We start from the raw sequence: 26,988 nt of genomic DNA, 5'->3' as shown, positions 1-26,988 counted from the left end.
GAAGATCAAGCCGCGGCGGGACGCCTCATGAAAATCATCAGCAGCATCGAAGAGCTCAACACGATCTATGGCGCCGGACTTTCGCCGGCCTCCGTCACCAAGGTGACGAAGCAATTGACCCCGCTCTATCGGGAGATGATCGAGATCTCACCATTTGCGGCGCTTGCGACCGTCGGGCCGGAAGGGCTCGATTGTTCACCGCGCGGCGATCTCGGCGGCGTGGTGCGCGTCGTCGACGATGAGACGTTGCATCTGCCGGATTGGCGCGGCAACAACCGGGTCGATTCGCTCTCCAACATCGTGCGCGATCCGCGCCTGGCGCTGATGTTCCTGATCCCCGGCTCGAATACGACGATGCGCATCAACGGCCGCGGCGTCGTCTCCGACGATGAGGCGCTGCTTTCGAGCTTCGAGATGGACGGCAAACACCCGCGCACCGTCGTCGTCATTTCGATCGACGAGGTCTATTTCCAATGCGCGCGCGCCGTGATGCGGGCCGAGCTCTGGAATGGAGAACACTTCGCCGATCCGGCGAAGTTGCCGACGCCAGGACAGATGCTGAAGGCAGCGACCGGCGACTTCGACCAGGAAACCTACGACCGGGAATGGCAGGGGCGGGCGGCGAAGACGATGTGGTAGGGTGTGGTGCCGAGAAGCTGACACCCACCTCTCTTCCCTCATTCCTGTGTTTGTCACAGGAATCCAGTGCGCCCAAGTCCTTGGGCGCGGAAGACATTTTCACGGTCGCAAAGAGTTATTCACCGCGCAGACGCGCGGTGGCTGGATTCCTGTGACAGGCACAGGAATGAGGGAGCAAGCGGCTACCTCGTCCGTTCCCTCGGACTCCTGGCGGACGAGGGAGCCATCGGCGCGAACCGGACAACAGTCTAAGCCGTCACCTTGTGGTGACAGCGTGCGCACGGCGACCGATTACCCTCACGTCTTATAAATCAGCCAGCTCTTGGTGAAATCCTTTTGCATGCCGTCCTGATAGAGGATGGTGCAGTTGCGGCCGGCATTCTTGGCGCCGTAGAGCGCGATGTCGGTTTTGCTGTAGAGTTCGCCGGCATCCCCGGCGCTGGAGGCCATGCAGATGCCGATCGAGACGGTGACCGGACCGTAATTCACCCGCGTGCGGGAATTCTTGAAGGGTGTCGTCTCCAGCGTGCGGCGGATGCGCTCGGCGATGCCGGTGACTTCCTCGGGCGTGTTGCCATCGATGATGAGGGCGAACTCCTCGCCGCCGGTGCGGGCGACGAAGATGTCGCGACGGACATTGCTGCGGATGACGGAAGCGACGGTGGCGAGCACCTTGTCGCCGACCGGATGGCCGTAGGTGTCGTTTATCTTCTTGAAATTGTCGATGTCGCAGAGCAGCAGCGCCGTCACCGGCCGCATGCTCGAGTTGTCGAAGATGGCGGCGAGGCGGTCGTCGAAGGCGCGGCGGTTGGAAAGGCGCGTCAGCGAGTCGGTGTTGGCGATGCGCTTGTATTCGTCGAGTTCCTTGCGGACCTGATCCATCTCCTGCGAGCGCTGGACGACGTCCTCGACGGTGCGTTCGCCATGCGCCATGGTGTCGCCGGTTGCCTGGCTCAGGAGATCGATCGCGTTTTCGATCAGTTCGACGCTGGCATTGCTCTTGGAGGTGATGCGCTTGTGGGTCTCGCCGAGCAGCCTGGTATAACTTTCGAGCGAACTCTGCTCCTGCCTGAGAATGCGCAGCAGGCCATCGAGCTCGCCTGATATGCGCGTATGGGCATCGTCGAAGACACGGGCCGGGCTGTGGGTGAAGTGCTGCGCGCCGAGCGCATCGAGTTCGGCTTGGGTCACCTGGCCGCCGAGGGCCGCAAGGTCGCGGGTGAGGGCTGGATTGGAGCCGATATAGGCCTCGTAGAAGAGTTGGTAATTGCGCGGTATCGGCGCGACGCCCATGGAGCGCATGGCATAGGTGATCTGACCCGCAACGTCGGGAACCGGCACCTTGGGCGCGACAGCCGTATTCATCCGGCGAACTCCTCATATATTCAAAGGCAATATTCTATTTGTTAGCTTAAATTTCTTGGGAAAAGATTAAAGCGATATATACCAAAGATTACATACGACAAATGCCCCGTGGGGTAATACTTCGATCAGGCCTATGATTCTCCATGGAAAAACGTATCTTTGGTGAGACAGTGCATACTCGCTGAGCGGGTACAGTGTCTGAAAAACTTGCAGTTCTTCTCTGCTGGAGACCGTATTCATCTTGTCGACAGTTGGTTTTGGCCGTTTCGTATTGCAGTCTCGGTATTTCGGCGTGATATTTCTTGGTGGCAAACCCGATCGTAGCCTGCAAGCCAGGGCGTGAGATCGTGGAAACCTCTCGTCATATTTCTTTCGCTATCCTCGCCTTCACCGTCCTCGCCGCCGGCACCGTGCTGCTGGAGCACACCGGCTTCTTCGCCGGCGCTTTCCGCACGGAGATCCTGGCAAGGGTCGATGCCGGGGATGTGGTGGGTGTGGGCGAGGCGGTGACGGCGCGGAATGTCAGCGCGTCGGATAAGGCGTCGGCACGGTAGAGCAGGCGTCAGCTCAGCCTGCCCATCACCCCAAATTCAGCTCCTGGAAGAAATCATTACCCTTGTCGTCGATGACGATGAAGGCGGGGAAGTCTTCGACTTCGATCTTCCAGACCGCTTCCATGCCGAGTTCGGGATATTCGAAAACCTCGACCTTGCGGATACAGTCCTGGGCAAGACGGGCGGCGGGGCCACCGATGGAGCCTAGATAGAAGCCGCCGTGTTTCTTGCAGGCTTCGCGCACGGCGCGCGAACGATTGCCCTTGGCGAGCATCACCATCGAGCCGCCGAAGGACTGGAACTGGTCGACGTAACTATCCATGCGGCCGGCCGTTGTCGGGCCGAACGAGCCGGAGGCGTAACCGGCCGGCGTCTTAGCCGGACCGGCATAATAGACCGGGTGGTTTTTCAGGTAATCGGGCATGCCTTCGCCCTTTTCCAGCCGTTCGCGGATCTTGGCGTGCGCTAGGTCGCGGGCAACGATGATGGTGCCGGTCAAGGACAGGCGCGTCTTGACGGGATGCCTGGAGAGTTCGGCCAGAACCTCGGCCATCGGCCGGTTGAGATCAATGCGCACCGTCGATTCCGAGAGCTTCGCCTCGTCGATCTCGGGCATGTATTTCGACGGATCGGTTTCGAGCTGTTCGACAAAGATGCCGTCGCGGGTGATGCGGCCCTTGACCTGACGGTCGGCGGAACAGGAGACGCCGAGGCCGATCGGCAGCGAGGCGCCGTGGCGGGGCAGGCGGATGACACGTACGTCATGACAGAAATACTTGCCGCCGAACTGGGCGCCGACGCCCATCTGCTGGGTCAGCTTGTGGATTTCCTTCTCCATCTCGATGTCGCGGAAGGCATGGCCGCTCTCGGAACCTTCGGTCGGCAGCTCGTCGAGATAGCGGGTGGAGGCGAGCTTGACGGTCTTCAGGTTCATCTCTGCCGAGGTGCCGCCGATGACGATCGCCAGATGGTAGGGAGGACAGGCTGCCGTCCCTAACGTCAGGATCTTCTCCTTAAGGAAGTCGATCATGCGGTCATGGGTCAAAAGCGAGGGCGTGCCCTGGTAGAGGAAGGTCTTGTTGGCCGAGCCGCCGCCCTTGGCGATAAAGAGGAATTCGTAGGCGTCGGTGCCTTCCTCGTAGATGTCGATCTGGGCCGGCAGATTGTTTCTGGTATTCCTCTCCTCGAACATTTTGACCGGCGCGAGCTGCGAGTAACGCAGGTTCTTCTTCTCGTAGGCGTCCATGACGCCGCGGGCGAGCGCTGCCGTATCCTCGCCCTCGGTCCAGACCCTGCGGCCTTTCTTGCCCATGATGATCGCCGTGCCGGTATCCTGGCACATGGGCAGCACGCCGCCGGCGGCGATATTGGCGTTCTTCAAGAGATCGTAGGCGACGAAACGGTCATTGTCGGTCGCTTCCGGATCGTCGAGGATCGAGGCGAGCTGCTTCAAATGGCCGGGACGCAGCAGGTGGTTGATGTCGGCAAAGGCGGTTTCGGCCAGCAGGCGGATCCCCTCCGGCTCGACGGTCAGGATCTCCTGGCCCTTGAACGTGTCGACCGAGACATGGTCGCCGCTGAGCTTGCGATAGGGGGTGGTATCCTTGCCGAGGGGGAAGAGATCGTCAGCCATCGAAGTGACCTTTCTGGTAGGGCGTCGCTAGATTGGAACCGGTCTAAATCTGCCGCCGGGCAAATGCAATCGGGACCACGCGCGGCGGATGAGGCGAACCGTCGAAATCGGTCCGACAAAAAGACGACTTCAAGTTGCCTTCTGTTGGAGGCCAGTACATATTCCCGGCAGCGTTAACCTGCCGGGGCTTCCTATGACAAATGCAAAGCCAACTGCTGTCGACGACCTTCTCGTTTTTTTCGAAGACAATTGGATCCGTGGGAATCTGCTGCGCCTCTCCAGCGATCCCGAGGGAGCGGACATGTATGTTCGCTTCGTCAATGGCGTGCGTATCGACGCCAAACATGGGCCTGACCACGAAACGATCATAAGGGGCGAATACGGAACCTTCAAACTGAAACCTGACGGTCACTTCGAGTACGAGCTGGACTACACGCTCGACGTCGTGAAAAATTTAACGAAATACGATCAGCTCATCGAGAAGCTGAGCTTCAAGATGTCCGATGGCTCAGGGGGCACGGACCTCGGCGTGCTGACCCTTGCGATCGACGGCGTCAACGAAGGCGAAAAATACCACGAAATCCTGGATTTCGACGATTTGGGCGTCACATCGAGGGCCGATAATTTCTCTCTGCCTGATTATCGCAACTTTGCGCTCTCGGTGAATGGAAGCCACGAGGTGACGCTTCTGAACGGGTATGTCTATGATACCATCCCGGGTGTCGACGCCATCACCGAGGACGGTTTCAGCGATACCGTTCTATCGCCGGGTTCTGCGCCCGTAAGCTTGAAAATGCTCGATGGCGGGGAATTCACCTTTCAGAGCGTTTCGATTGCCGAATTGTCGGCAGCGCCCTTTCACCTGACGCTCACCGCGCTGAACGACGGCCAGATCGTTTATCAGCAGGAGCTCGAGGTCACCGGCCCCACTCTCGAGGTCAATCTCGAAGACATCGAAGAAATCCGGTTCGATTTCATGGGCAATTCCGTCGTGATGGACAACTTTTCGCTGTTTGCCTTGCTATAGGCTGGAGGGATTCGAGGCGTTGCGGCATATCCCCTTCTCCCCGCGAGCGGGGGTCCGAAGGACGGGTCGAGACCTGTGGCTCGACCCCGTTGGTGGCGGCAGCCGGATGAGGGGCAGCGCCCCCGTCCTATTTCGGCCCGATCATCGTTTCCGGGCGCACGATTGCATCATATTCTTCCGACGTCACCAGGCCGCTGGCGAGGGCCTCTTCCTTAAGCGTCGTGCCGTTCTTATGGGCAGTCTTGGCGATCTTGGCGGCTGCGTCGTAGCCGATCTTCGGAGCAAGTGCCGTGACCAGCATCAGCGAGCGTTCGAGGCCGGCCTTGATATTGTCTTCACGCGCCTCGATGCCGACGACGCAATTGTCGGTGAAGGAGACGGCGGCGTCGGCGAGCAGCTGCACCGACTGCAGGAAATTATAGGCCATCATCGGATTGTAGACGTTGAGTTCGAAATGGCCCTGGCTGTCGGCGAAGGTCAGAGCCGCGTTGTTGCCGAAGATATGGATGCAGACCTGGGTCAGCGCCTCGCACTGGGTCGGATTGACCTTGCCGGGCATGATCGAGGAGCCGGGCTCGTTTTCCGGCAGCGCCAGCTCGCCGAGGCCGGCGCGCGGGCCTGAGCCGAGCAAACGGATGTCGTTGGCGATCTTGAAGAGGGCGGCGGCTGCCGCATTGATGGCGCCGTGCGAAAAGACCATGCTGTCATGCGAGGCGAGCGCCTCGAACTTGTTCGGCGCAGTGACGAAAGGCATGCCTGTGATGGCGGCGATCTCTTCGGCGACCTTTTCGGCAAAACCCAGCGGCGCATTGAGGCCGGTGCCGACGGCAGTACCGCCCTGGGCGAGCTCGCAAAGGCCGGGCAGGGTCATTTCGATGCGCTTGATGGCGGAGCCGACCTGGGCGGCATAACCCGAAAATTCCTGGCCGAGCGTCAGCGGCGTCGCATCCTGGGTGTGGGTGCGGCCGATCTTGATGATGTGGCTGAATTCGGTGACCTTCATGTCGAGGGCGGCATGCAGGTGCTTCAGGGCCGGCAGCAGGTGATGGGCGATCTGCTCGGCGCAGGCGATGTGCATGGCCGTCGGATAGGTGTCGTTCGACGACTGGCTCATGTTGACGTGATCATTCGGGTGCACTGGCTTCTTGGAACCCATGACGCCGCCGAGCATTTCTATCGCACGATTGGAGATCACTTCGTTGGCATTCATATTGGACTGCGTGCCTGAACCGGTCTGCCAGACGACCAGCGGAAAGTGGTCGTTCAGCTTGCCGTCGATTACCTCCTGGGCGGCGTCGACGACCGCTTTGCCGAGGGCAGGATCGAGCTGGTCGAGCGACATGTTGGCGCGGGCGGCGGCCTGCTTGACGATGCCGAGCGCGCGCACGATCGACAGCGGCTGCTTTTCCCAGCCGATCTTGAAATTGCCGAGCGAACGCTCGGCCTGGGCGCCCCAATATCGGTCGGCGGCGACCTCGATCGGGCCAAAAGTATCGGTTTCGGTGCGGGTTGCGGTCATTGGCCTTGCCTTCCCTTTACATGCTGTTTTCGGGCATTTTCGAAAGATGAGGTCTTATAGGTTGGAAAGTCCGACAAGAAAACTGGACCCCGCGCGAAATATTGAAATCGGAAGTCATGTTTGCGCGGGCTTTTCGGCGTGCCTTTTAAGCCACTTTGGAAATTTTATGCGTCCGCGCGTTTTCGCCGGGCTGGTCTGGCGGCGAAAATTCGGTAAAAAATTAACTAATAATTTCATAATTTTGTGTGAACTGCTGGGCGGCGCCGGGCAGGATCTCCGTCACATAGAATTGAGTCCGCCGGCGCTGGCGGCGCACGCCGGTTTCTGATCAATGAGGCCCTACGCTGCTTGAATTTCGCGGGATTTGAGCTGAGAACAGCATGACACCGGGACTGGAATATATATGACCTTCGTTTTTAAAAGCGCGGCATCCGCGTTGGCAATTTCCTGCGGCGTGGCAGTGCTGAGCGCCGCTCCCGCGCATGCTTACACACTGATGGATATGCTGCGCGGCGACAGGCAGCGGACCCAGAGCACTATCTTCATGGACCAGATGCCGCCCGGCCGCGTAGGCCAGCGGGGCGGCGTTGGCGGATCGCTCGGCGGGCTCGATCCGGAAGCGCCGCTGCCGAAGGTGAGCGGTCCGCGTTATTATACCTATAAAACCGAGACGCTGCAGTTCGTCGATACCGGCAGGTTTGCCGATCCGGTGGTCACCGGCGCGGTTGCCGATGTTTCGGGCAGCGGTGACGCCAGCGCCGAACCCGCTGTGCAGCGTCGTTTCCTGGCGCAGGCCAAGGTGCGCGCCAATGCCGACGTCGCAAAGGCGCTCGAAGCCTATTACGGCGACAGCCGCAATCCGCTCGTCTGGGTCGAGGGCAACCAGATCAACGGCCGTGCCAAGTCGGCGATACTGGCACTTGCCGATGCGGCCTTCGTTGGCCTCGACCCGGCGGATTACGCCGTCCAGACGCCTGATATCGACCCGGCCAATCCCGATCCCGCCTTCCGCGACCGGGCGCTGACACAGTTCGAGCTCGATCTCTCCGCCAAGGTGCTCGCCTTCGTGCAGGACACGGTGCGCGGCCGCATCGATCCGAACAAGATCTCCGGCTATCACGACTTCCAGCGCAAGGTGGTTAACCTGGCCCCGGTGCTGAAGCTTGCCCGCATGAGCCCCGATGTCGGCGCCTACATCGGCAGCCGCTCGCCCGATAGTCCGCAATTCCAGGCGCTGAAGGCGGAGCTTGCCAAGCTTCGGGCTGCCGACGGCGGCAATGAGGAGCGAATCGTCGTTTCGCTCGACAGGCTGCTGAGGCCTGGCGACAGCTCGCCGGAGATCGCCAATATCGTCAAGGCGATCGGCAAGCACGGTTCCGAAACGCTGAAGACCGATCATGCGGCAACGCTTGCTGCTTACGCCGGCAGCATCGACTATTCGCCCGACATCGTTTCGCTGGTCGAGGATTTCCAGAAAGAGCGCGGGCTGAAGCCCGATGGCGTCATCGGCCAGGCGACCGTGCGCGCCATGACCGGCGGCGATACCAATGCCTCGAAGATCGACAAGCTCGTCGTTGCCATGGAGCAGGCGCGCTGGCTGCCGGAGGATCTCGGTTCCCGCTACGTCATGATCAACCAGCCGGCCTACATGGTCTACTACCACAATGACGGCAAGGAACAGCTGTCGATGCGCGTGGTGGTCGGCGGCAAGAACAACCAGACCTATTTCTTCGACGACGAAATCGAGACGGTCGAGTTCAACCCGTTCTGGGGCGTGCCGCAGTCGATCATCATCAACGAGATGCTGCCGAAGCTGCGCTCGGATCCGAACTATCTCGACCAGCTAGGTTATGAGGTCGAAGTGAACGGCCACGCCGTCGCCTCGTCGAGCGTCGACTGGTACGGCTCGACCAACAATGTCTCGGTGCGCCAGCCGCCAAGCAGCGACAATGCGCTCGGCGAACTGAAGATCCTGTTCCCGAACAGCCACGCGATCTACATGCACGACACGCCGTCGAAGAGCTTCTTCAAGCGCGACATGCGGGCGCTGAGCCACGGTTGCGTACGCCTTGCCGATCCGCGGGCGATGGCGGCCGCCGTGCTCGGCACGACGGTCGACGACGTCGCCAATCAGATCGCCAGCGGGCAGAACCATGCGGTCCGCGTGCCGCAGAAGATCCCGGTCTACGTCTCCTACTTCACCGCCTGGCCGAACAAGGACGGCGTGGTGGAATATTTCGACGACGTCTACGGCCGCGACGCTTATGTCGATAAGGCTTTCGATGCGACGAGCAAGGCGCGTGGGGCGCAGATCTGATAATCAGCTCTGATTAGTGATGCTGGCGGGCGGTCTTTGGGCCGCCCGTTTTTGTTTTTGGGGTGTTGCGTGCAAGAAGTAAGAGGAGAGGGCGTGCTGTGTGGCCCCCTCATCTGCCTGCCGGCATCTTCTCCCCGCTGGGTAGAAGGGACGTTGCCGCGACGCCTCGCTCCTGATCAAAGCGTTTCGTGCGGTCGCAGCCGTGCCGCTGGTTCCCCTCTTCTCCCCAGTGGGGAGAAGGTGGCCCGAAGGGTCGGATGAGGGGGCCGCGATCGCAAAGACATACGCCTGATCGCCAAGCCTTAGACGGCAACCTTCTCCGCATATTCCCGCAACAGCGTTTCCACCATCTCCGGCGTCAACTCATCGAAATGGGTGATGATAACATCCGGATCGAGGCTCGAAACCGGCACGTCGGAATAACCGAAAGGCACGGCGATCGACGGTATGCCGGCGTTTCTCGCCACGGCGATATCGTTGACGCTGTCGCCGATCATCACGGTGCGGGTGATGTCACCGCCGGCGCGTTCGATGGTGCCGGTGAGGTGGCGGGCGTCGGGCTTGCGGTATTCGAAGCTGTCGCCGCCGGTGATGGCGTCGAAATATCGGGTAAGCTCGAGCTTGTCGAGCAGACCGAGCGCCAGGCTCTCCATCTTGTTGGTGCAGACGGCGAGGCGGTAATCCTGAGATTTCAGCCGGTCCATGGCGGCGACCAGGCCAGGATAGGGTTCGGTATGGCCGGGCATATTGCCGGCATAATGGGCGACGAAGCGCTCGACCAGCGGCGGCAGGGTATCGCTTTCGAGCGGATGGCCGCGCAGCCGGCAGGCGCGCTCGATCATCACGCGCGCGCCCTGGCCGACGAGATGGGTGAGGTCGTCATAGCTGACCGGTTCGAGGTCAAGGGCCGCGATTGTATGGTTCAGGCTCTCGACCAGGTCCACATGGGTATCGAGAAGGGTGCCGTCGAGATCGAAGACGACAAGCGCCGGGCGAGCGGGAACAGGGGTCAAGGGTATGTCTCTTTGAGCGATGGTCGTCTTGATGAGCGATGGATCGTCCCTGAGGAGCGATGGATCGTCCTGAGGTAGGCGATCGTGCGGCGGAAAGCAACGTCCGGCGATGGTCGGGAAGGCTGCAGGCCTCTGTTTCGGCTTTTCATTTTCCGTGATGATTTTGACTTTCGTTTGCCAGGCGAGCCGTGTAAACAGCACATCCAACGCAATATCAGGAGCTGGCGGCGCATGGATGCCCGCGAAATGAAGATCAAGGCCGCCGAGGCCGCACTCGCCCATGTCGAAAGCGGGATGCGTCTCGGGATCGGCACCGGCAGCACGGCGGAAGAATTCGTTCGCCTGCTGGCGGAGAAGGTCGCGGGCGGCTTTAGGGTCGAAGGCGTTCCGACCTCCGAACGAACCGCGCGGCTCTGTGTCGAACTCGGCGTGCCGCTGAAGTCGCTCGACGAACTGCCGGCACTCGACCTGACGATCGATGGCGCCGACGAGGTCGATCAGGCGCTCAGGCTGATCAAGGGCGGCGGCGGCGCGCTGTTGCGCGAAAAGATCGTCGCGGCCGCCTCCGAGCGAATGATCGTCATTGCCGACGAGAGCAAGTTGGTGGAAACGCTCGGCGCCTTCGCGCTGCCGATCGAGGTCAATCCATTCGGGCTCGTTTCGACGCGGATCGCGATCGAAAAGGTCGCGGCTCGGCTCGGTCTTTCCGGTGAACTCGATCTGCGCCAGTCGGGTGACGGAGAGTTTACCACGGATGGCGGCCATCACATCATCGATGCATCTTTTGGCCGCATTCCTGATGCAGAGGCGCTTTCGAGCGGGCTGAATTCCATACCCGGCGTCGTTGAACACGGGCTCTTTATCAATATGGCGGCACTTGCGATCATTGCCGGTCCTGCGGGTGCGCGCACGCTGCAGGCAAACAGATAACAGGAGCATATACTCATGATTAACATTGCAGGTCTTGGCCGTCTCGCCGCTGCGACCGTCGTTCTTTCCGGGCTTGCCTTCGGCTCCGCCGTCAAGGCGCAGGAAGTCTCCGAGGAGCAGCTGAAGGCGTCTCGCGCGGCGATCGACGCCATCGGCGCCACTGCCCAATTCGACAACATCCTGCCCGGTCTGGCCGAGCGTTTGAAGGCCGGCCTGATCCAGGATTCGCCGAACTACCAGGACATCATTTCGTCGACGGTCGACGCGCAGGCGCTGGCGCTGGCGCCGCGTCGCGGCGATCTGGAGAAGGAGGCGGCACTCACCTATGCCAAGACCTTCACCGTCGAGGAGTTGAAGGCGATCGCCGACTTCTATAATTCCGACGTCGGCAAGAAGCTGCTGCGCGATGGCCCGGTCGCTTCGCGCGAGACGGCGAAGGCTGCCGACATCTGGGCGCAGGGCATTTCCCGCGACCTGGAAAAGCAGAGCAACGCCGAGCTTTCCAAGGTCATCAAGGCGCCGCCGCCGGCAACAGACAGCCCGACTGCTCCGGCTCCGGCACCGGCTGCCCAGCAGTAAGACCTGCCCCCTCAAATTTGCGAAAGCCCGGCATTGTCCGGGCTTTTTTGCTATGATCCGGCAAATGCCGCTGGCGAGGCTTCAGGTGACTGCAGACATGTCCGATCATGGTAGTGCCGTCCGAGTGCGGATATCCGGCAAGGTTCAGGGTGTCGGTTTTCGCATGTGGACGCGCGATGAGGCGGTACGGCTTGGTTTGACGGGCTGGGTTCGCAATGAAGAGGACGGGTCCGTCGTTGCTGTGATCGCAGGACCCGACGCCGCCGTCACGACAATGATCGAGCGTTTCAGGCGCGGGCCTTCGGGGGCGTCGGTTTCGGGTGTCGAGACGGAAGCAGCCCAGCTTGAAAAGAACCCAACGGATTTCCGCATTACCCGCTGACAGCAGCAATTGCTAGGCAGATGCAATCGGGATCGCACATGTGCCGGAACTCAGCCCTATGGGTTCGGGTTCTTGGCAAGTTGCCACACACCCTCCTCGTCCGGCTCCACGCGCTTGTTGCCGCGGTAGAAAATCGGCAGTCTCGTCTTCTTGTCGATCGAGAAACGGCTCGGCGTGTATTTTTCGTCCTCATGGCCCTGAATGGCGAGGCCGAGTGCTTCCTTGAATTTGCCAGCCCTGCACAGGTTGCTGAAGAGAGTTTGATCCATCTTTTGCTCCGCCATTCTTTTCCATCCCATGGATTGCCTGCCAGCCTCGGCCGACCGGGTCAACCGTAAACGGTGACCGGGTCAACCGTAAACGGTGACTGGTCAACCGGAATGAAGATTCGACGATGGGAACCGGATGACGCAGGAGCGGGCTTTTGTTTTCATGACGATCGCCCCTATATCAGGAACATCCTTCCTGCGATTCCCTTCCGGAGCTCCTCATGTCTTCCTACGACTACGACCTCTTCGTCATCGGCGGCGGTTCCGGAGGCGTGCGCGGCGCCCGTGTCGCCGCCTCGCTCGGCAAGAAAGTGGCGATCGCCGAGGAGTATCGCTACGGCGGCACCTGCGTCATCCGCGGCTGCGTGCCGAAGAAGCTCTTCGTTTATGCTTCGCAGTTCCACGAGCATTTCGAGGATGCGGCGGGCTTCGGCTGGACGGTCGGCGAAAGCAGCTTCGACTGGAAAAAGCTGGTGGCGGCCAAGGATGTTGAAATCGCCCGACTTGAAGGTCTCTACAAGAAGGGGCTTGCCGGCGCCAATGCCCAGATCCTGGAAACGCGCGCGGAACTCGTCGATGCCCATACGGTCCGGCTGCTGAAGACCGGACAGACGGTGACGGCAAAGACGATCGTCATCGCCACCGGCGGACGGCCGAACCCGCATGCGGCCCTTCCAGGTCACGAGCTCTGCATCTCCTCCAACGAGGCATTTCATCTCGAAGAGCTGCCGAAATCGATCGTGATATCAGGCGGCGGCTATATCGCCGTCGAATTCGCCAATATCTTCCATGGCCTCGGAGTCGAGACGACGCTGATCTATCGCGGCGCCGAGATCCTGTCGCGCTTCGACGAGGATCTGAGGCGCGGGCTGCACGAGGCGATGGTCGCCAAGGGCATCCGCATCCTCTGCCACGACACGCTGCAGAAGGTTTCGAAGGGTGAGGACGGGCTCGTTCTGGAGACGCTGAACAACGGCACGCTGCAAGCCGGCGTCGTCATGCTGGCGCTCGGGCGCGACCCGAACACCGAAGGCCTCGGCCTCGAGGCGGCCGGTGTCGCTGTCGACGAGCGCGGCGCCGTTATCGTCGACGAATATTCCCGCACCAATGTCGAAAACATCTACGCGCTCGGTGATGTCACCAACCGAGTACAGCTGACACCGGTGGCGATCCACGAGGCGATGTGTTTCATCGAGACCGAGTACAAGAACAATCCGACCCGGCCGGACTACGAGCTGATCCCGACCGCCGTCTTCTCGCAGCCTGAGATCGGCACCGTCGGCCTGTCGGAAGAGGAGGCGGGCAGGCGTTATCCCGAACTCGAGGTTTATCGCGCCCAGTTCCGGCCGTTGAAGGCCACGCTTTCCGGGCGGGCCGAGCGGATGATCATGAAGCTGATCGTCGATGCGGCGAGCCGCAAGGTGGTCGGCGCCCATATCCTCGGCCACGATGCCGGCGAGATGGCGCAGTTGCTCGGCATCACGTTGAAGGCCGGCTGCACCAAGGACGATTTCGACCGGACGATGGCGCTGCACCCGACGGCCGCCGAAGAGCTCGTCACCATGTATGCGCCGAGCTATCGGATCCGCGACGGCAAGCGGCTTTGAGCCCTCTTAGCTGGTGATGCGCGGCGCGCGGATGACCTTGAGGAAGAGCTCTTTCATCGCTTCGGCGATGCCTTCGGTCGGCGACACCTCGAAATAAAGGCCGGGCGAGGCGCAGGTCTGCATCTTCGTCGGAATCTCGCTCTGGAACGGCCTGATCCAGTCTTTATACCAGTCGTTGCTCGGCAGCGGCAGGTAGGTGGTGTAGAGCACAGCGATCTTGACGCCGCGATCCTTCAAGGGCTTGCAGAAGGAGGTATCGATCGGCTCCTGGCAGCGACCGCCGGTCGTCTTCTTGGTGCATGTCGACGGCTTGTAGCTGTCGCCGACGCCATCGGAAACGAAGAACAGGATCTTTTGCGGGCTGATATTCGATGTGCCATCACCGGCAGTCTCGATGATGGTGTTCATCTGGGTCATGGCGCTGTCGAAATTGGTGAGTTGGTCCTTATTGTAGTTCTGGTAGGGAATGGTCATCAGGTCGACCGCGTCTGTGTAATTTTTCACCTTCGTGAGGTCGGAGGTGAGGCCCGAAATGGTCGTCAGCTTCGCGTCTTCGGCTTTGGTGCCGAAAGTATAGACGCCCATGCGAAACTGGTCGCTGCTGACACGCTCGGTCTTGGCCGTGTCGGTCAGTGCCTGGGTGGCCAAACGCACCACATCGATGCGCATGGCGACGCCGAGGCTCTTGGCAATGGTGTAGTTGTTGGTGCTCTTATCCATCTGGTGGCAGGCGAAGGCGCAGCCTGTCTTTGCCTCCAGCTTCGAGACGTCGCTCGGGGTCGCGCCGACACCCATAGAGGGCGTGTTGTCGAGCAGGATGTAGAAATCCATGAAGGCGGCGGTTTGATATTCGGCAGTCGCCGCACCCGAGATCGTGATTGAGTCCCGGCCGAGGATGCGCATGAAGGTGGTGGGCACGGTCGCGCTGAAGGAAACCTGCGCATTCAGCTTGTTGGCAGTCTTGGTGACGTCGATTCCGAGATCGACATGAACGTCAGTTAGCTCCCCGGACATTTGAGACATGAAAATATTGCGGGCGTCGTCCTTGCCGAGCGAGATCGTGCCGTTGCCGCTCATGGTCATAGCGGCGGCGACCGCGCCGGATTTTTCCGCGATCGAACCGACGGCGGCGGCATCGGCAGCAGCGTAAAGCTGTGTCCTCAGGCTGAGCGCGTGGGCGAAATCCACCGCCATGCCGGCCGCACCGAAGAGCGGCACCACCAGCAGCGCCGTCATGATGCCGAAATTGCCCGAGCGGTCCGATATGAAACCGGGCGGAAGGATTGCCATGCCATGTCCCCGAAATTGAAACTCTTTCCGGTTCTACATTGAAAGTCTAAAATATAGGAAAATCGACATGGTATATGCTGGTTTAACTAGAGCAGGGCGGGCGGCGGCGGCGAGGCGGCAACTCTCGGCGAATGGTCTTTGCAAGCCTGACCTAAAGGTCTATAAGCCGCCGCATATTGAGGGCATCCTGAGGTATGGATGTGAGAACAGGTGAGTGAGATGGCAGACAATTGGACCCCGAGCAGCTGGCGGCAAAAACCGATCCTGCAGGTTCCCGAATATCCCGACGCAGCCGCTTTGGCGGCAACGGAAGCCACGCTCGCCAGCTATCCGCCGCTTGTCTTTGCAGGCGAGGCGCGCCGCCTGAAGAAGCATCTCGCCAATGTCGCCGAAGGCAACGGCTTCCTGCTGCAGGGCGGCGATTGCGCCGAGAGCTTCGCCGAACACGGTGCCGACAATATCCGCGACTTCTTCCGCGCCTTCCTGCAGATGGCTGTGGTGCTGACCTTCGGCGCGCAGCTGCCGGTCGTCAAGGTCGGCCGCATCGCCGGCCAGTTCGCCAAGCCGCGTTCGTCGAATGTCGAGAAGCAGGGCGACGTGACGCTGCCGGCCTATCGCGGCGACATCATCAACGGCATCGAGTTCACCGAGGAGTCGCGCATTCCGAACCCGGAACGCCAGGCCATGGCCTATCGCCAGTCGGCTGCGACGCTGAACCTTCTGCGCGCCTTCGCGATGGGCGGTTACGCCAATCTCGAAAACGTACATCAGTGGATGCTCGGCTTCGTCAAGGACAGCCCGCAGGGCGAGCGCTACCGCAAGCTCGCCGACCGCATCAGCGAGACCATGGATTTCATGAAGGCGATCGGCATCACCTCGGAAAACCATCCAAGCCTGCGCGAGACCGATTTCTTCACCAGCCATGAGGCGCTGCTGCTCGGCTACGAGGAGGCGCTGACCCGTGTCGATTCCACCTCGGGCGACTGGTATGCCACGTCAGGCCACATGATCTGGATCGGCGACCGCACGCGCCAGGCCGACCATGCGCATGTCGAATATTGCCGCGGCATCAAGAACCCGATCGGCCTGAAATGCGGCCCGTCGCTGCAGGCCGACGATCTGCTGCAACTGATCGACATCCTGAATCCTGCCAACGAGGCCGGACGCCTGACGCTGATCTGCCGCTTCGGCCACGAGAAGGTCGCCGACAGCCTGCCGAAGCTCATTCGCGCCGTCGAGCGCGAGGGCCGCAAGGTCGTCTGGTCCTGCGATCCGATGCACGGCAACACGATCACGCTCAACAACTACAAGACCCGTCCCTTCGAGCGGATCCTGTCGGAAGTCGAAAGCTTCTTTCAGATCCACCGAGCCGAAGGTTCGCATCCGGGTGGCATCCATATCGAGATGACCGGCAAGGACGTGACCGAGTGCACCGGCGGCGCCCGCGCGGTCTCCGCAGAAGACCTGCAGGACCGCTACCACACCCATTGCGATCCGCGCCTCAACGCCGACCAGGCGCTTGAACTCGCCTTCCTGCTTGCCGAGCGGATGAAGGGCGGCCGCGACGAAAAGCGGATGATCGCCAACGGCTGACAGCGGCCCAAACAGATGACGAAAAGCCCGGTTCACCGGGCTTTTTATTGACAGGCCTCGCTCTTTACTCGACGTCATCCTCGGCCTTGTGCCGAGGATCTGCTGCTCCGGCTGCAGATGCTCGGGACAAGCCCGAGCATGACGAAAGAGGAGTTGGCCGCCTTGTTAGCAGCCCGGCGAACCGCCGGGTTTTTTGTTGCCGTGCACGCGAACCAGCCTCCTCATATACTCGCCTGGACGCTGTGCAGATTGGCGTAGACGCCGTCTTGCGCCATGAGTTCGTCATGGGTGCCCTGTTCGACGATGCCATCAGCCGTCAGGACCAGGATGCGGTCGGCATGGCGGACGGTCGACAGACGGTGGGCGATGACCAGGGTGGTTCGGCCGCTTGCCAGGCTGAGCAGCGCCTGCTGCACCGCCCGTTCACTCTCGTTGTCGAGCGCGCTGGTCGCCTCATCGAAGATCAGGATTTCCGGATTCTTGAGGAAGGCGCGGGCGATGGTGATGCGCTGGCGTTGGCCGCCCGAGAGCTTGACGCCCCGTTGGCCGATATCGGTGTCATAGCCATCGGGCAGGGCGCTGATGAAGTCGTGCGCATTGGCGGCGCGCGCGGCCGCTTCCAACTCGGCATCGCTGGCGTCGGGCCGGCCGTAGCGCAGGTTTTCCGCCACCGTACCGGCAAACAGGTAGACATCCTGCTGCACCACCCCGACATGGCGCCGGAGCGAGGCCAGCATCACATCGCGGATGTCGATGCCATCGATCTGGATCGCCCCGGCCTCGACATCGTAGAAGCGCGGTATCAGCGCGCAAAGCGTGCTCTTGCCGACCCCTGACGGGCCGACCAGGGCGACGAACTCACCGGGAGCGATGGTGAGCGACAGCTGCTCGAGCACCCGCGGGCCATCGGCCTCGTAACCGAAGGCGACGTTGGAAAAACTGATCTCGCCTCTTGGTGCCGGCATCGGAAGCGCCGCCGGCCGATCGGTGATATCGGGCGCGATCTCCAGGATCTCCATGGCCCTGACGAAGCCGGTATAACCCTCCTGCCAGAGGCGCACTAAATTCGCCAGCCGCTGCACGGGATCGACCAGCACGGCGACACAAAGCAGGAAGGTCAGCATATCAGGCACGGTCAGCTCCGCCGCCAGGATGCGCAGGCCGCCGACGATGATCACCAATATGGTAACCAGCTGGGCGAAGGTTTCGGTGCCGACCGAAAACCAGGCTTCGCTGCGGTAGCCCTCGGCGCGGCTTTGCAGGAAGCGCCGGTTCTGCTCGGCGAAGCGTTCCTTCTCCAGCGCCTCGTTGGCAAAGGACTGGACGACGCGGATGCCCGCAAGTGCATCCTCCACCCGCTCGTTGACGGCGGCGATCTGCCGTTTGCTGGCTTCGAGCGCGCGGTTCATGCGCCGGTTGAAATAGAGCGCATAGGCGACCGCCGCCGGAGTGAGCAGCAGGATGAGAGCTGCCAATGGCGGATCGATGAAGAACAGCACCAGCATGGCCCCGCCGTATTTGAGTACGGCGATGGAAAGATCCTCGGGGCCATGATGAAAGAGCTCACCCAGCCACAGGCTGTCATTGGTGATGCGGCTCATCAGCTGGCCGGTGCGCTGGCGGTCGTAAAAACTGAACGAGAGCTTCTGGCAGTGCTCGAAGAGTTCTTGGCGCACCGTCGCTTCGATGCGCGCGCCCATCACATGGCCGCGATAATCGACGAAGAAGATGGCGACGATCTGGACCGCCAGCACGGCCAGCATGACGCCGCCCATTGCAAGGATGTGTGCGAAGGCCTGTGGCGCGTCGGGCAGAGCCAGAAGGCGGCTCGTGACGATGTTGGCGCAGAGCGGCAGGGCGACCGCCGTGCCGGCGACCAGGATGGCGCAAAGTAGATCCGCCAGCAGCAAAGGCAAATGCGGACGATAGTAGGAGAGGAATTTGCGCATACGCGACCAACGCCGCTCGCGGTCGGCGGCATTCGCATTGTCGCGGAAGAATCTCGTGAAGAGGTTATGGCGTCGCGAGCTTTTCCTCGCGCGGGAGAACCGAATGTTCATGAAGCTGAATGTCCTTGTGGGGGATGTTTCCTTTCTGTTCGGACAGGGTCGCTCTCATGTCAGTCTCCCGGGGGTCGAATGAATTGGACCTTCAGTATCGCCGACAATAGCCGGCGATTCAATGCCGGGATGAGATGAGGTTGGCGGCTGTTGTCGTCGAGCAACAGGTGTTCGCGCTGACCAAGCATGCATAAGGCCGGCGATTTTCAAGATTTCTGATGATTTCGTTGAACGGAATGGATTTGACGCCAAGGGCGATCGGCGGCAACATTCGGTCATAAACGGGAGAGCGATGATGGCCGAACGGCATACAGGTGGCTGCCTTTGCGGCGCCGTGCGATTTTCAACGACGGCGAAGCCAGGACCCGTGGTCGGCTGCCATTGCTCGCAGTGCCGCCGGCAGACGGGGTTTTATTACGCCGCGGTCAACGTGGCCCGCACGGCTCTTTCGGTTGATGGCACCGAGGCGGTCCGTTGGTACCGGTCGAGCGAAGAGGCGCAGCGCGGCTTCTGCTCGAATTGCGGCTCCGCGCTGTTCTGGCAGGCGGACGGATCGGCGGAAGTTTCTGTCATGGCAGGCGCCTTCGACACGCCGAGTGGCCTTGCCTTCGGCCATCATATCTATTGCGCCGACAAGGGCGATTTCTACGAGATATCGGACGGCCTGCCGCAATATGCGGTGAATCCGGTTTAGCCTTTGGCAGCGAGTTCGGCGCTGAGGCGGGCCACATCTTCGCGCAGCGCCGTCAGCTCGGTCAGCACGCTCATATCGATCTTCTGGTGCAGGGAGAGCACTTCGAGCTCGGCCTTGAGATTGACCTCGTAATCCTTGGCGGCCTCGAAGCGGTCGCGCTCGGCCTGCCGGTTCTGGGACATCATGATGATCGGCGCCTGGATGGCGGCGATCATCGACAGGATCAGATTCAGAAAAATGAAGGGGTATGGGTCGAAGGGATTCGCCACCAGACCGATGGTGTTCATCAGTGTCCAGACGGCGAGAAAGGCGAGGAAGGCGAGTATGAAGGACCAGGAGCCGCCGACGCGGGCGATGCCATCGGCGATACGCTCGCCGAAGGATGACTCGGCGGATAAGGCGGCATTGACGTCGGTCGAGATGACCTTGCGTTGGTGCGCTTTCGCCAGCACGCGCTTTTCGACGTCGCCGAGTTCGTCGGCCGGTTTGTCGAAATGATGGTGCACGAAGTCCGAAAGATTAGACATTGCCTTTTTCCGATGCCGGTTATCGATGTGCTCGCTTTCGGCGCCAGTATTCCGCTCCGGAGGCAAATTGCAATGCGTATCGGTGTCGCGTCGCGCCACGCGCGATCCGTTCATAAAAATTTCGTCGTCGCGAGGTGCCGCTTTCGGCCCGAACGTGTTGCGGTCGTGAAAGGTGCAGGCTAAATAAATGACATGACACAGGAAAACGCTCTTTCTGATATCTTCCGCATCGCCATCGGCCAGCTCAACCCGACGGTCGGCGATGTCGCCGGCAATCTTGCCAAGGCGCGCGAGGCGCGCGCCGATGCTGCCCGGGAGGGCGCGCATCTGCTCGTCCTGACCGAGCTTTTCATCTCCGGTTATCCGCCTGAAGATCTGGTGCTGAAGCCCGCCTTCATCCGCGCCTGCTGGAAGGCGGTCGAGACTCTCGCGGCCGATACCGCCGATGGCGGGCCGGGCGTCATCATCGGCTTTCCCCGGCAGGAAGGCACCGGGCGCTACAATTCGGTCGCCGTGCTCGACGGCGGCAAGGTGATCGCGGTGCGCGACAAGATTGACCTGCCGAATTACGGCGAATTCGACGAGAAGCGCGTCTTCGACCAGGGCGCAATGCCGGGGCCGGTGAATTTCCGCGGCGTGCGCATCGGCATTCCGATCTGCGAGGATATCTGGGGCGATCTCGGCGTCTGCGAGACGCTGGCCGAAAGCGGGGCCGAGATCCTGCTGTCGCCGAATGGTTCGCCCTATTATCGCGGCAAGGTCGATATCCGCCATCAGGTGGTGCTGAAGCAGGTGATCGAGACCGGCCTGCCGCTGATCTATGCCGCCCAGCTCGGCGGCCAGGACGAACTTGTCTTCGACGGGGCGAGCTTCGCCTTCAACGCCGACAAGTCGCTCGCCTTCCAGATGAGCCAGTTCGAGACGGCGCTTGCAGTGACGACGTGGAAACGCGGCGAAGATGGTTGGCATTGCGCCGAAGGGCCGATGGCGCATATCCCTGAAAGCGAGGAGGCCGATTACCGCGCCTGCCTGCTCGGCTTTCGCGACTACGTCAACAAGAACGGCTTCAAAACCGTGGTTCTCGGCCTTTCCGGCGGCATCGATTCTGCGATCTGCGCGGCAATCGCCGTCGATGCGCTCGGCGAGGAGCGGGTGCGCACCGTCATGCTTCCCTACCGCTATACCTCCGAGGATTCGCTGAAGGATGCGGCCGATTGCGCCAAGGCGCTCGGCTGCCGCTACGACATCGTGCCGATCGAACAGCCGGTGACGGGTTTCAGCACTGCGCTCTCCAATCTTTTCGAGGGTACGGACAGCGGCATCACCGAGGAGAACCTGCAGAGCCGGGCGCGCGGCGTCATCCTGATGGCGATCTCCAACAAGTTCGGCTCGATGGTGGTGACGACGGGCAACAAGTCGGAAATGTCGGTCGGCTACGCCACGCTTTACGGCGACATGAACGGCGGCTTCAATCCGATCAAGGACCTCTACAAGATGCAGGTCTATGCGCTTTCCCGCTGGCGTAACGAAAACGTGCCGCCGGATGCGCTAGGCCCCTCCGGCGAGGTAATCCCGCAGAATATCATCGACAAGGCGCCGTCGGCCGAACTGCGTCCGGATCAAAAGGACCAGGATTCGTTGCCGCCCTATCCCGTGCTCGACGATATTCTCGAATGCCTGGTGGAGAAGGAGATGGCGGTCGAGGAGATCGTCGCGCGCGGCCATGATGTTGCGACCGTTCACCGGGTCGAGCATCTGCTCTATCTCGCCGAATACAAGCGCCGGCAATCGGCGCCGGGCGTGAAGATCACCAAGAAGAATTTCGGCCGCGACCGGCGCTATCCGATCACCAACCGGTTCAGGGATCGCTGACGCAATCGAGATCGCTGACGGCATCAAGCTTTTCGGGAGGAAACATGCGCAGCTCGGTTGAGATCTACAATGTCAGGACGGGCAGGGCCCGCGAGGTCTGGCAAACGGACAGGCTGGTGGAGGCGCCGAACTTCTCGCCTGATGGTTCCTACCTGCTCTTGAACGGCGACGGGCTGCTTTACCGGTTGCCGCTCGATGGCGGGGAGGTGGTCAAGGTCGATACCGGCTTTGCCGTCAACTGCAACAATGACCACGGCATTTCGCCCGATGGCACTGAGATCGTCATTTCCGACAAGACCGAATTCGGCAAGTCGGCGATCTATATCCTGCCGATCGAAGGCGGCACGCCGCGGCTCATCACCCAGAACCTGCCATCCTACTGGCATGGGTGGTCGCCGGACGGGCGCCAGCTCGCCTATTGCGGCATCCGCGACGACCTCTTCGATATCTACACCATCTCCGTCGACGGCGGCGCCGAGACGCGGCTGACGCATGGCGAGGGTCGCAACGACGGACCGGACTATTCCGCCGACGGCCAATGGATCTACTTCAATTCCAGCCGCACCGGGCTGATGCAGATCTGGCGCATCCATCCCGATGGCACCGGGCTCGAGCAGGTGACTTTGGACAATCAGGGCAACTGGTTCGCCCATCCTTCACCCAACAACGACATGGTGCTGCTCCTATCCTACGACCCATCGGTGTTCGACCATCCGCGCGATCTCGACGTGCGGCTGCGGCTGATGGATATGGACGGCGGCAATCTGAAGACGCTGTTCGAGCTTTTCGGGGGGCAGGGCACGATCAACGTGCCCTGCTGGTCTCCTGACGGCGAAGAGTTCGCCTATGTCCGCTATTTCCCGGCTGCTTAAGCGCGGGTCTGGCGGCGTTCGCGGGCGGATTTTGCCAGGTCTTCCAGTACCGCGACCGACATATGCCAGTCGATGCAGCCGTCGGTGATGGACTGGCCGTAAACCAGCGGCTTGCCGGGAACGAGGTCCTGGCGGCCGGCGACGAGGTTGCTTTCGATCATCATGCCCTTGATGTCGTTGTTGCCGGCGGCAATCTGTGCGGCGACGGATTTGACGACGAGCGGTTGGTTCATCGGGTCCTTGCCGCTGTTGGCGTGGCTGGCATCGATGAGGATGCGCGGGGCGACGCCGAGCCTGACGGCTTCGCCGGTGACCGCTTCGACATCGGCCGCTTCATAGTTCGGCCGTTTGCCGCCGCGCAGGATTATGTGGCAGTCCTCATTGCCCGTCGTCGAGGCGATGGCCGCCTGTCCGTCCTTGGTCACCGCCGGAAAGTGATGCGGCTGCGAGGCGGCGAGGATGGCGTCGAGCGCCACACGCACGCCGCCGTCGGTACCGTTCTTGAAGCCGATCGGGCAGGAAAGGCCGGAGGCAAGCTGCCGGTGGACCTGGCTTTCGGTCGTGCGCGCGCCGATCGCGCCCCAGCTGACGAGATCGGCAATATATTGCGGCGTGATCGTGTCGAGGAATTCGACGCCGGCCGGAAGACCCATCGCATTGATATCGAGCAGCAGGCGTCTCGCAATCCTCAACCCTTCCTCGATACGGTAGCTGCCGTCGAGATGCGGATCGTTTATCAGGCCCTTCCAGCCGACGGTCGTGCGGGGTTTTTCGAAATAGACGCGCATGACGATCTCGAGATCGCCGGCGAAGCGACGCCGCTGCTCTTCCAGCCGCGCGGCGTACTCCCGGGCGGCGACAGGGTCGTGGATGGAGCAGGGGCCGATGACGACGATCAGGCGATCGTCCTCGCCCTGGAGAATCTTGTGGATCGCATCACGATTGCTGGTCACGGTCTCGGTGACAGTAGGATTGCGGTGGATTTCCGCAATGATATCGGCGGGTTTGGTCAGCGGGGTGATCTCGACGATACGCAGATCATCAATGGTATCAGACACGGTATGGCTCCTGTTTGGTCATACCCGCACGGCACAAAAAAAGCCGCCAGGTAGACTAGCGGCTGTTCGGGTTGTCGTCGCGTCGAATTCAGTTACGCATGGACCCGTATCCGCTGGGAGCAGCGGTACCAATAAAATCCCGAGGCGTAGGTTGACGTGATCGACATGAGGCGTGTGTAGCGCCAAGATCAGGCATTGTCACGTAGAATTTGCTGCCTGAAAAGCTGATGCTCTTGCGGGGCACCATACCCCCTGTGGAGGGCACGTCGCACTCGATCTCGCTCATGCGACGTCTTGCAAGTCTTTGTTTATCCATATCGCCCGAACCGTGCATGCTCCGGGCGATATGCGTTTTCATTGCTTAATGTCGTTCCCGACCTCAGAGAGCGTCGACGTTCACACCGACGGTGATGGCGCCGATCGGCGTTCCCTTGTCGTCGGAAATCGTCACACTTGCCTGCGACTGCAGCGTCTGGGTCGACTCATCCTTTTCGATCTCGTCGACGAAGACCGCGTCCTTGCCGGCTCCGAAAGACTTCTGGAACTTGCCCTCGTCGCCCTGCCAGTAATCCGATGTGGTGTCGCTTTGACCGACATTCAGGCCTTTTGCATCCATGACGAAGATTTCGGTGATCTTGCCGCCGGAAGCTTCCTTCTTTCCCTGAAGGAATTTCGACAGGGCGTTGTTAAGCACGCCGTCGATCATCGAGTGGTCGGAGCCATCGACTTCGGCACGCCACTTCTTGTCGAGGGCGTCGACATCGGCTGCGCTGAGATTGGCGTTGGCAGTGTTCTGCACTTTGACAGCCTCGATGATGGCGGGGTCGTTGAGCCAGGGCTTGACGTCGCTCGTCACGTAGTCGGAGATCGGGGCAAGCTTGGCATCCTGCGCCATGGATACGCCGATCGGCACGGCAAATGCGGTGCAGGCCAAAAGAAATGCGGGCACGATTTTCTTCATAAGTGTTTCCTTCCCGATTATCGGTTGCTGAGAACTAAGGTTTATTGGACGAAGATGAGGTCAGAACTCCTCCCAGGCGCCGGGAGCAGCGGCAACGGCAGCATTTCCTGCATGCCGCTGTACGAGGGCTCTTGGTTGGGGACGAGATTGGCCGGCGACTTGAACGGGTCTAGGCTGGCTGGTCGCAGACGCGCCGACGACGAACCTGCCGGCCGAGTCCTGCAAAAGACGTCCCTGCTGCAGCAGCTCCTGGCAGGCCGCGTTGGTTTCCTCGACCATTGCCGCGTTCTGCTGCGTCGCCTGATCCATCTGGTTGATCGCACCGTTGATTTCCTGCAGACCCGTCGCCTGTTCGCGATAGGACTGAACGATGGAAGCGATACTGTCGCTGATACGGTTGATCTGCTCCTCGATCTTCAGCAAGGCATCGCCGGTTTCGTTCACCAGCCCGACGCCCGCGGCAACTTCCTGGCCGGATACGTTGATCAGGTTCTTGATTTCCTTTGCCGCGTTTGCCGACCGCTGGGCGAGTTCACGCACCTCCTGAGCGACAACCGCAAAACCCTTGCCGGCCTCACCGGCGCGCGCCGCCTCGACGCCGGCATTCAGCGCCAGCAGGTTGGTCTGGAACGCGATTTCATCGATGACGCCGATGATGCGGCCGATCTGGCTCGACGAGGTCTGAATCCGGTCCATCGCTCCGATCGCATCACGCACCACCGTTGCCGAGACATGAGCGCTCCGCTTGGTTTCCTCGACCAGCTTGCCGGCATTTTCGGCGCGCTGCGACGATGTTCTGACCGTGGTGGTCACCTCATCAAGTGCCGCGGCGGTCTGTTCCAATGATGCCGCCTGTTGCTCGGTCCGCTTGGCGAGTTGATCTGCGGAGGAGGCCAGCTCGCTGGAGCCGCCTTCAACCGCCACGGAGGCGGCCTTGATCTCCGTCAGCGCGGCCGCGACCGCTTCGACCATGTTGTTGAAATCCTGCCGCAATTTATCGAATTCGGGGCCGAGATCGGCCAGGTGTATCGAGAAGTCGCCTGCGGCAAGCTTTTCCAATGAAGTTGCAAGAGCGGTCATGACCAGCCGTTGAGTTTTGCTGGCCTCTTCGGTGAACAATGTGTTGCGTGCCCGTTCGGCGTCGAGCGAAGCGCTCTGCTCGGCAGCGGCCTGCTCTCTTTCGACCTTCGCTATCGCTTCATGACGGAAAACTTCCAACGCGCGTGCCAGAAAACCAATCTCGTCGCCATTTTCCTTGTAGGTAACAGGGGAGACCAGATCGCCTTTCTGCAGCGCGCTGATGCGTTCGCTGAGGATCCTGATGGGCCAGCCAACAAGGCTGCGCATGGCGAGAAGGAAGGCGACGACGGCCAAGGCGGTGATCAGCGACTGGGTGAGCAGCGAAACGAGAACCTTCTGCCTGACTTCAGCAGCGATTTTTTCGACGGACCAGTTCGTGACGATATAGCCGGTGGCCTTGCCTGATTTGTCCAGCGGGAGCGGCGCGATGATCGTGACCACGCCGGCGGATACCCCGCCGTCATCGATCGTCGTTTTTTCCGGCTTGGCGCTGAGGCTCTTCACCAGATCGGCCGGTGCGGGCAGGCCGTTGATGCCGTCGCGTGTCCACGTGTCGACGGCGGCAGGTTCCGCGTTGAATGCGGCAAACTGCACGAGATCGAGCGAAGGGTCGTCGCGGTAGAGCGAATAAGCTTCACGGACCGCATTCGCCTTGCCCCACTTGACGCCGCCGGCGGCCAGGGAGGCAAACTGCTCCGCATCCTTGGACCAGTTGGCCTTGGCGCCATCGATCAATGCCCGGGTTTCGTACATCCACGTATAGGTGGCGAAAGCGGAAATGCCGCAGAGGTTGACGGCAACGATAATCGCCGCCAGCTTGGCTGTCAGAGGCATCGTTTTCAAAAAATGGAACATTCCGCGGCAGCCTAGAATTGCGGCTCAGTCGGACATGTTCCCGACCGGCGTCTCAATACGGGCATCCGCGCTGACGGTCACATCACGAGCCCTCATGCCCATGTCCGGATTGCAACCCAAAACGCGCAAACGCAGTGTGTATTTGATATGTGAATAAATCATAAAGTAGAATGGGATGCCGGAGCACACGCGTGTTATTTCGCTATTACGCCCGCTGGAGATCTGCCTCGCCCCGCTGGGGAGAAGAGGTATGTCGCGCGTCCGTGTTCCCTACGCCCCGGCCGAAGAAAAG

At 61.0% G+C, this 26,988-nt stretch carries 23 protein-coding genes; 12 read left to right on the top strand and 11 right to left on the bottom strand.

Features of this window, described 5'->3' with window-relative positions:
• The first annotated feature begins 27 nt into the window (after window positions 1–27).
• A complete protein-coding gene (locus RlegSU303_RS12255; protein WP_131718586.1) occupies window positions 28–639 on the top strand; it encodes a pyridoxamine 5'-phosphate oxidase family protein in 612 nt (203 codons plus the stop codon).
• A gap of 297 nt (window positions 640–936) precedes the next feature.
• Here the strand turns inward: RlegSU303_RS12255 and RlegSU303_RS12250 are convergent, their stop codons facing one another.
• Complete coding sequence (locus tag RlegSU303_RS12250) at window positions 937–2,004, bottom strand: GGDEF domain-containing protein (RefSeq protein WP_131718585.1); 1,068 nt, start codon at window positions 2,002–2,004, stop codon at window positions 937–939.
• 347 nt (window positions 2,005–2,351) lie between these two features.
• On the opposite strand from RlegSU303_RS12250, the gene RlegSU303_RS12245 reads away from it, so the two are divergent.
• Entirely contained in the window at window positions 2,352–2,558 is a 207-nt protein-coding gene (locus RlegSU303_RS12245) for a hypothetical protein (protein WP_131718584.1), read from the top strand.
• Between the two features lie 25 nt (window positions 2,559–2,583).
• On the opposite strand, the gene RlegSU303_RS12240 is transcribed toward RlegSU303_RS12245, so the two are convergent.
• Complete coding sequence (locus RlegSU303_RS12240; RefSeq protein WP_131718583.1) at window positions 2,584–4,191, bottom strand: fumarate hydratase; 1,608 nt, start codon at window positions 4,189–4,191, stop codon at window positions 2,584–2,586.
• 193 nt (window positions 4,192–4,384) lie between these two features.
• Here RlegSU303_RS12240 and RlegSU303_RS12235 point away from each other — a divergent pair, with 193 nt between their 5' ends.
• Window positions 4,385–5,218, top strand: a complete 834-nt coding sequence (locus tag RlegSU303_RS12235; RefSeq protein ID WP_065280168.1) for a VCBS domain-containing protein — start codon at window positions 4,385–4,387, stop codon at window positions 5,216–5,218.
• A gap of 127 nt (window positions 5,219–5,345) precedes the next feature.
• Here the strand turns inward: RlegSU303_RS12235 and fumC are convergent, their stop codons facing one another.
• Window positions 5,346–6,737 carry a class II fumarate hydratase gene (fumC, locus tag RlegSU303_RS12230; RefSeq protein ID WP_131709203.1) on the bottom strand — a complete coding sequence of 464 codons (1,392 nt, stop codon included), beginning with the start codon at window positions 6,735–6,737 and terminating at the stop codon, window positions 5,346–5,348.
• Window positions 6,738–7,140: 403 nt separating this feature from the next.
• Here fumC and RlegSU303_RS12225 point away from each other — a divergent pair, with 403 nt between their 5' ends.
• Window positions 7,141–9,054, top strand: a complete 1,914-nt coding sequence (locus RlegSU303_RS12225) for a L,D-transpeptidase family protein (RefSeq protein ID WP_094085801.1) — start codon at window positions 7,141–7,143, stop codon at window positions 9,052–9,054.
• 302 nt (window positions 9,055–9,356) lie between these two features.
• On the opposite strand, the gene RlegSU303_RS12220 is transcribed toward RlegSU303_RS12225, so the two are convergent.
• Window positions 9,357–10,073 carry an HAD family hydrolase gene (locus tag RlegSU303_RS12220; protein ID WP_205928044.1) on the bottom strand — a complete coding sequence of 239 codons (717 nt, stop codon included), beginning with the start codon at window positions 10,071–10,073 and terminating at the stop codon, window positions 9,357–9,359.
• Window positions 10,074–10,298: 225 nt separating this feature from the next.
• Between RlegSU303_RS12220 and rpiA the strand changes: the two genes are divergently transcribed.
• The 3 genes from rpiA to RlegSU303_RS12205 all read left to right on the top strand — a co-directional run bounded on the left by rpiA (window position 10,299) and on the right by RlegSU303_RS12205 (window position 11,958).
• The gene (rpiA, locus tag RlegSU303_RS12215) at window positions 10,299–10,997 is read left to right on the top strand and encodes a ribose-5-phosphate isomerase RpiA (protein WP_131718581.1); all 699 of its coding nucleotides are present in this window, start codon (window positions 10,299–10,301) and stop codon (window positions 10,995–10,997) included.
• A 15-nt stretch (window positions 10,998–11,012) separates the two neighbouring features.
• A complete protein-coding gene (locus tag RlegSU303_RS12210) occupies window positions 11,013–11,576 on the top strand; it encodes a DUF2059 domain-containing protein (protein WP_131718580.1) in 564 nt (187 codons plus the stop codon).
• Between the two features lie 97 nt (window positions 11,577–11,673).
• A complete protein-coding gene (locus RlegSU303_RS12205) occupies window positions 11,674–11,958 on the top strand; it encodes an acylphosphatase (protein ID WP_094087616.1) in 285 nt (94 codons plus the stop codon).
• 56 nt (window positions 11,959–12,014) lie between these two features.
• Here RlegSU303_RS12205 and RlegSU303_RS12200 read toward each other — a convergent pair whose 3' ends face one another.
• The gene (locus RlegSU303_RS12200) at window positions 12,015–12,227 is read right to left on the bottom strand and encodes a hypothetical protein (RefSeq protein ID WP_094087617.1); all 213 of its coding nucleotides are present in this window, start codon (window positions 12,225–12,227) and stop codon (window positions 12,015–12,017) included.
• 221 nt (window positions 12,228–12,448) lie between these two features.
• Here RlegSU303_RS12200 and gor point away from each other — a divergent pair, with 221 nt between their 5' ends.
• Window positions 12,449–13,834, top strand: a complete 1,386-nt coding sequence (gene gor / locus RlegSU303_RS12195) for a glutathione-disulfide reductase (RefSeq protein WP_131718579.1) — start codon at window positions 12,449–12,451, stop codon at window positions 13,832–13,834.
• Between the two features lie 6 nt (window positions 13,835–13,840).
• On the opposite strand, the gene RlegSU303_RS12190 is transcribed toward gor, so the two are convergent.
• On the bottom strand, window positions 13,841–15,124 hold the full coding sequence (locus RlegSU303_RS12190; protein ID WP_131718578.1) for a pilus assembly protein TadG-related protein: 1,284 nt from the start codon (window positions 15,122–15,124) through the stop codon (window positions 13,841–13,843).
• 219 nt (window positions 15,125–15,343) lie between these two features.
• Here RlegSU303_RS12190 and RlegSU303_RS12185 point away from each other — a divergent pair, with 219 nt between their 5' ends.
• Window positions 15,344–16,717 carry a class II 3-deoxy-7-phosphoheptulonate synthase gene (locus RlegSU303_RS12185; protein ID WP_131718577.1) on the top strand — a complete coding sequence of 458 codons (1,374 nt, stop codon included), beginning with the start codon at window positions 15,344–15,346 and terminating at the stop codon, window positions 16,715–16,717.
• A gap of 221 nt (window positions 16,718–16,938) precedes the next feature.
• Here RlegSU303_RS12185 and RlegSU303_RS12180 read toward each other — a convergent pair whose 3' ends face one another.
• Window positions 16,939–18,777 carry an ABC transporter ATP-binding protein gene (locus tag RlegSU303_RS12180; RefSeq protein WP_131718576.1) on the bottom strand — a complete coding sequence of 613 codons (1,839 nt, stop codon included), beginning with the start codon at window positions 18,775–18,777 and terminating at the stop codon, window positions 16,939–16,941.
• Window positions 18,778–19,072: 295 nt separating this feature from the next.
• Here RlegSU303_RS12180 and RlegSU303_RS12175 point away from each other — a divergent pair, with 295 nt between their 5' ends.
• Window positions 19,073–19,471, top strand: a complete 399-nt coding sequence (locus RlegSU303_RS12175; protein WP_094085809.1) for a GFA family protein — start codon at window positions 19,073–19,075, stop codon at window positions 19,469–19,471.
• On the opposite strand, the gene RlegSU303_RS12170 is transcribed toward RlegSU303_RS12175, so the two are convergent.
• Window positions 19,468–19,998, bottom strand: a complete 531-nt coding sequence (locus RlegSU303_RS12170) for a DUF1003 domain-containing protein (RefSeq protein WP_094087618.1) — start codon at window positions 19,996–19,998, stop codon at window positions 19,468–19,470. The two genes, RlegSU303_RS12175 and RlegSU303_RS12170, sit on opposite strands and share 4 nt — an antisense overlap.
• Before the next feature lie 192 nt (window positions 19,999–20,190).
• On the opposite strand from RlegSU303_RS12170, the gene RlegSU303_RS12165 reads away from it, so the two are divergent.
• Window positions 20,191–21,870 (top strand): NAD+ synthase, encoded by a 1,680-nt coding sequence (locus RlegSU303_RS12165; protein WP_131718575.1) that lies wholly within the window; start codon window positions 20,191–20,193, stop codon window positions 21,868–21,870.
• A gap of 44 nt (window positions 21,871–21,914) precedes the next feature.
• Window positions 21,915–22,742: a TolB family protein gene (locus tag RlegSU303_RS12160; RefSeq protein ID WP_131718574.1), complete on the top strand. Its 828-nt coding sequence runs from the start codon at window positions 21,915–21,917 to the stop codon at window positions 22,740–22,742.
• Here RlegSU303_RS12160 and RlegSU303_RS12155 read toward each other — a convergent pair.
• The 3 genes from RlegSU303_RS12155 to RlegSU303_RS12145 all read right to left on the bottom strand — a co-directional run bounded on the left by RlegSU303_RS12155 (window position 22,739) and on the right by RlegSU303_RS12145 (window position 26,696).
• On the bottom strand, window positions 22,739–23,800 hold the full coding sequence (locus RlegSU303_RS12155; RefSeq protein WP_131718573.1) for a 3-deoxy-7-phosphoheptulonate synthase: 1,062 nt from the start codon (window positions 23,798–23,800) through the stop codon (window positions 22,739–22,741). The two genes, RlegSU303_RS12160 and RlegSU303_RS12155, sit on opposite strands and share 4 nt — an antisense overlap.
• A 379-nt stretch (window positions 23,801–24,179) precedes the next feature.
• A complete protein-coding gene (locus RlegSU303_RS12150; protein ID WP_065280153.1) occupies window positions 24,180–24,761 on the bottom strand; it encodes a hypothetical protein in 582 nt (193 codons plus the stop codon).
• Between the two features lie 60 nt (window positions 24,762–24,821).
• A complete protein-coding gene (locus RlegSU303_RS12145; protein WP_131718572.1) occupies window positions 24,822–26,696 on the bottom strand; it encodes a methyl-accepting chemotaxis protein in 1,875 nt (624 codons plus the stop codon).
• Window positions 26,697–26,988: the final 292 nt, after the last annotated feature.

Source organism: Rhizobium sp. SU303 (assembly GCF_021052345.1).
In the GTDB taxonomy this organism is placed as follows: Bacteria; Pseudomonadota; Alphaproteobacteria; order Rhizobiales; family Rhizobiaceae; genus Rhizobium; species Rhizobium laguerreae.
Note: the sequence above shows the minus strand (reverse complement) of the source record. Positions and strands in the feature narration are given on the sequence as shown.

Bases quoted from the DNA above. Each gene is read 5' to 3' on its own strand.
- RlegSU303_RS12175 (WP_094085809.1), top strand. From the start codon at position 19,073: ATGGCCGAACGGCATACAGGTGGCTGCCTTTGCGGCGCCGTGCGATTT.
- fumC (WP_131709203.1), bottom strand. From the start codon at position 6,737: ATGACCGCAACCCGCACCGAAACCGATACTTTTGGCCCGATCGAGGTC.
- RlegSU303_RS12255 (WP_131718586.1), top strand. From the start codon at position 28: ATGAAAATCATCAGCAGCATCGAAGAGCTCAACACGATCTATGGCGCC.
- RlegSU303_RS12250 (WP_131718585.1), bottom strand. From the start codon at position 2,004: ATGAATACGGCTGTCGCGCCCAAGGTGCCGGTTCCCGACGTTGCGGGT.
- RlegSU303_RS12180 (WP_131718576.1), bottom strand. From the start codon at position 18,777: ATGAACATTCGGTTCTCCCGCGCGAGGAAAAGCTCGCGACGCCATAAC.
- rpiA (WP_131718581.1), top strand. From the start codon at position 10,299: ATGGATGCCCGCGAAATGAAGATCAAGGCCGCCGAGGCCGCACTCGCC.
- RlegSU303_RS12165 (WP_131718575.1), top strand. From the start codon at position 20,191: ATGACACAGGAAAACGCTCTTTCTGATATCTTCCGCATCGCCATCGGC.
- RlegSU303_RS12160 (WP_131718574.1), top strand. From the start codon at position 21,915: ATGCGCAGCTCGGTTGAGATCTACAATGTCAGGACGGGCAGGGCCCGC.
- RlegSU303_RS12200 (WP_094087617.1), bottom strand. From the start codon at position 12,227: ATGGATCAAACTCTCTTCAGCAACCTGTGCAGGGCTGGCAAATTCAAG.
- RlegSU303_RS12210 (WP_131718580.1), top strand. From the start codon at position 11,013: ATGATTAACATTGCAGGTCTTGGCCGTCTCGCCGCTGCGACCGTCGTT.
- gor (WP_131718579.1), top strand. From the start codon at position 12,449: ATGTCTTCCTACGACTACGACCTCTTCGTCATCGGCGGCGGTTCCGGA.
- RlegSU303_RS12185 (WP_131718577.1), top strand. From the start codon at position 15,344: ATGGCAGACAATTGGACCCCGAGCAGCTGGCGGCAAAAACCGATCCTG.
- RlegSU303_RS12170 (WP_094087618.1), bottom strand. From the start codon at position 19,998: ATGTCTAATCTTTCGGACTTCGTGCACCATCATTTCGACAAACCGGCC.
- RlegSU303_RS12225 (WP_094085801.1), top strand. From the start codon at position 7,141: ATGACCTTCGTTTTTAAAAGCGCGGCATCCGCGTTGGCAATTTCCTGC.
- RlegSU303_RS12145 (WP_131718572.1), bottom strand. From the start codon at position 26,696: ATGTTCCATTTTTTGAAAACGATGCCTCTGACAGCCAAGCTGGCGGCG.
- RlegSU303_RS12240 (WP_131718583.1), bottom strand. From the start codon at position 4,191: ATGGCTGACGATCTCTTCCCCCTCGGCAAGGATACCACCCCCTATCGC.
- RlegSU303_RS12205 (WP_094087616.1), top strand. From the start codon at position 11,674: ATGTCCGATCATGGTAGTGCCGTCCGAGTGCGGATATCCGGCAAGGTT.
- RlegSU303_RS12190 (WP_131718578.1), bottom strand. From the start codon at position 15,124: ATGGCAATCCTTCCGCCCGGTTTCATATCGGACCGCTCGGGCAATTTC.
- RlegSU303_RS12235 (WP_065280168.1), top strand. From the start codon at position 4,385: ATGACAAATGCAAAGCCAACTGCTGTCGACGACCTTCTCGTTTTTTTC.
- RlegSU303_RS12150 (WP_065280153.1), bottom strand. From the start codon at position 24,761: ATGAAGAAAATCGTGCCCGCATTTCTTTTGGCCTGCACCGCATTTGCC.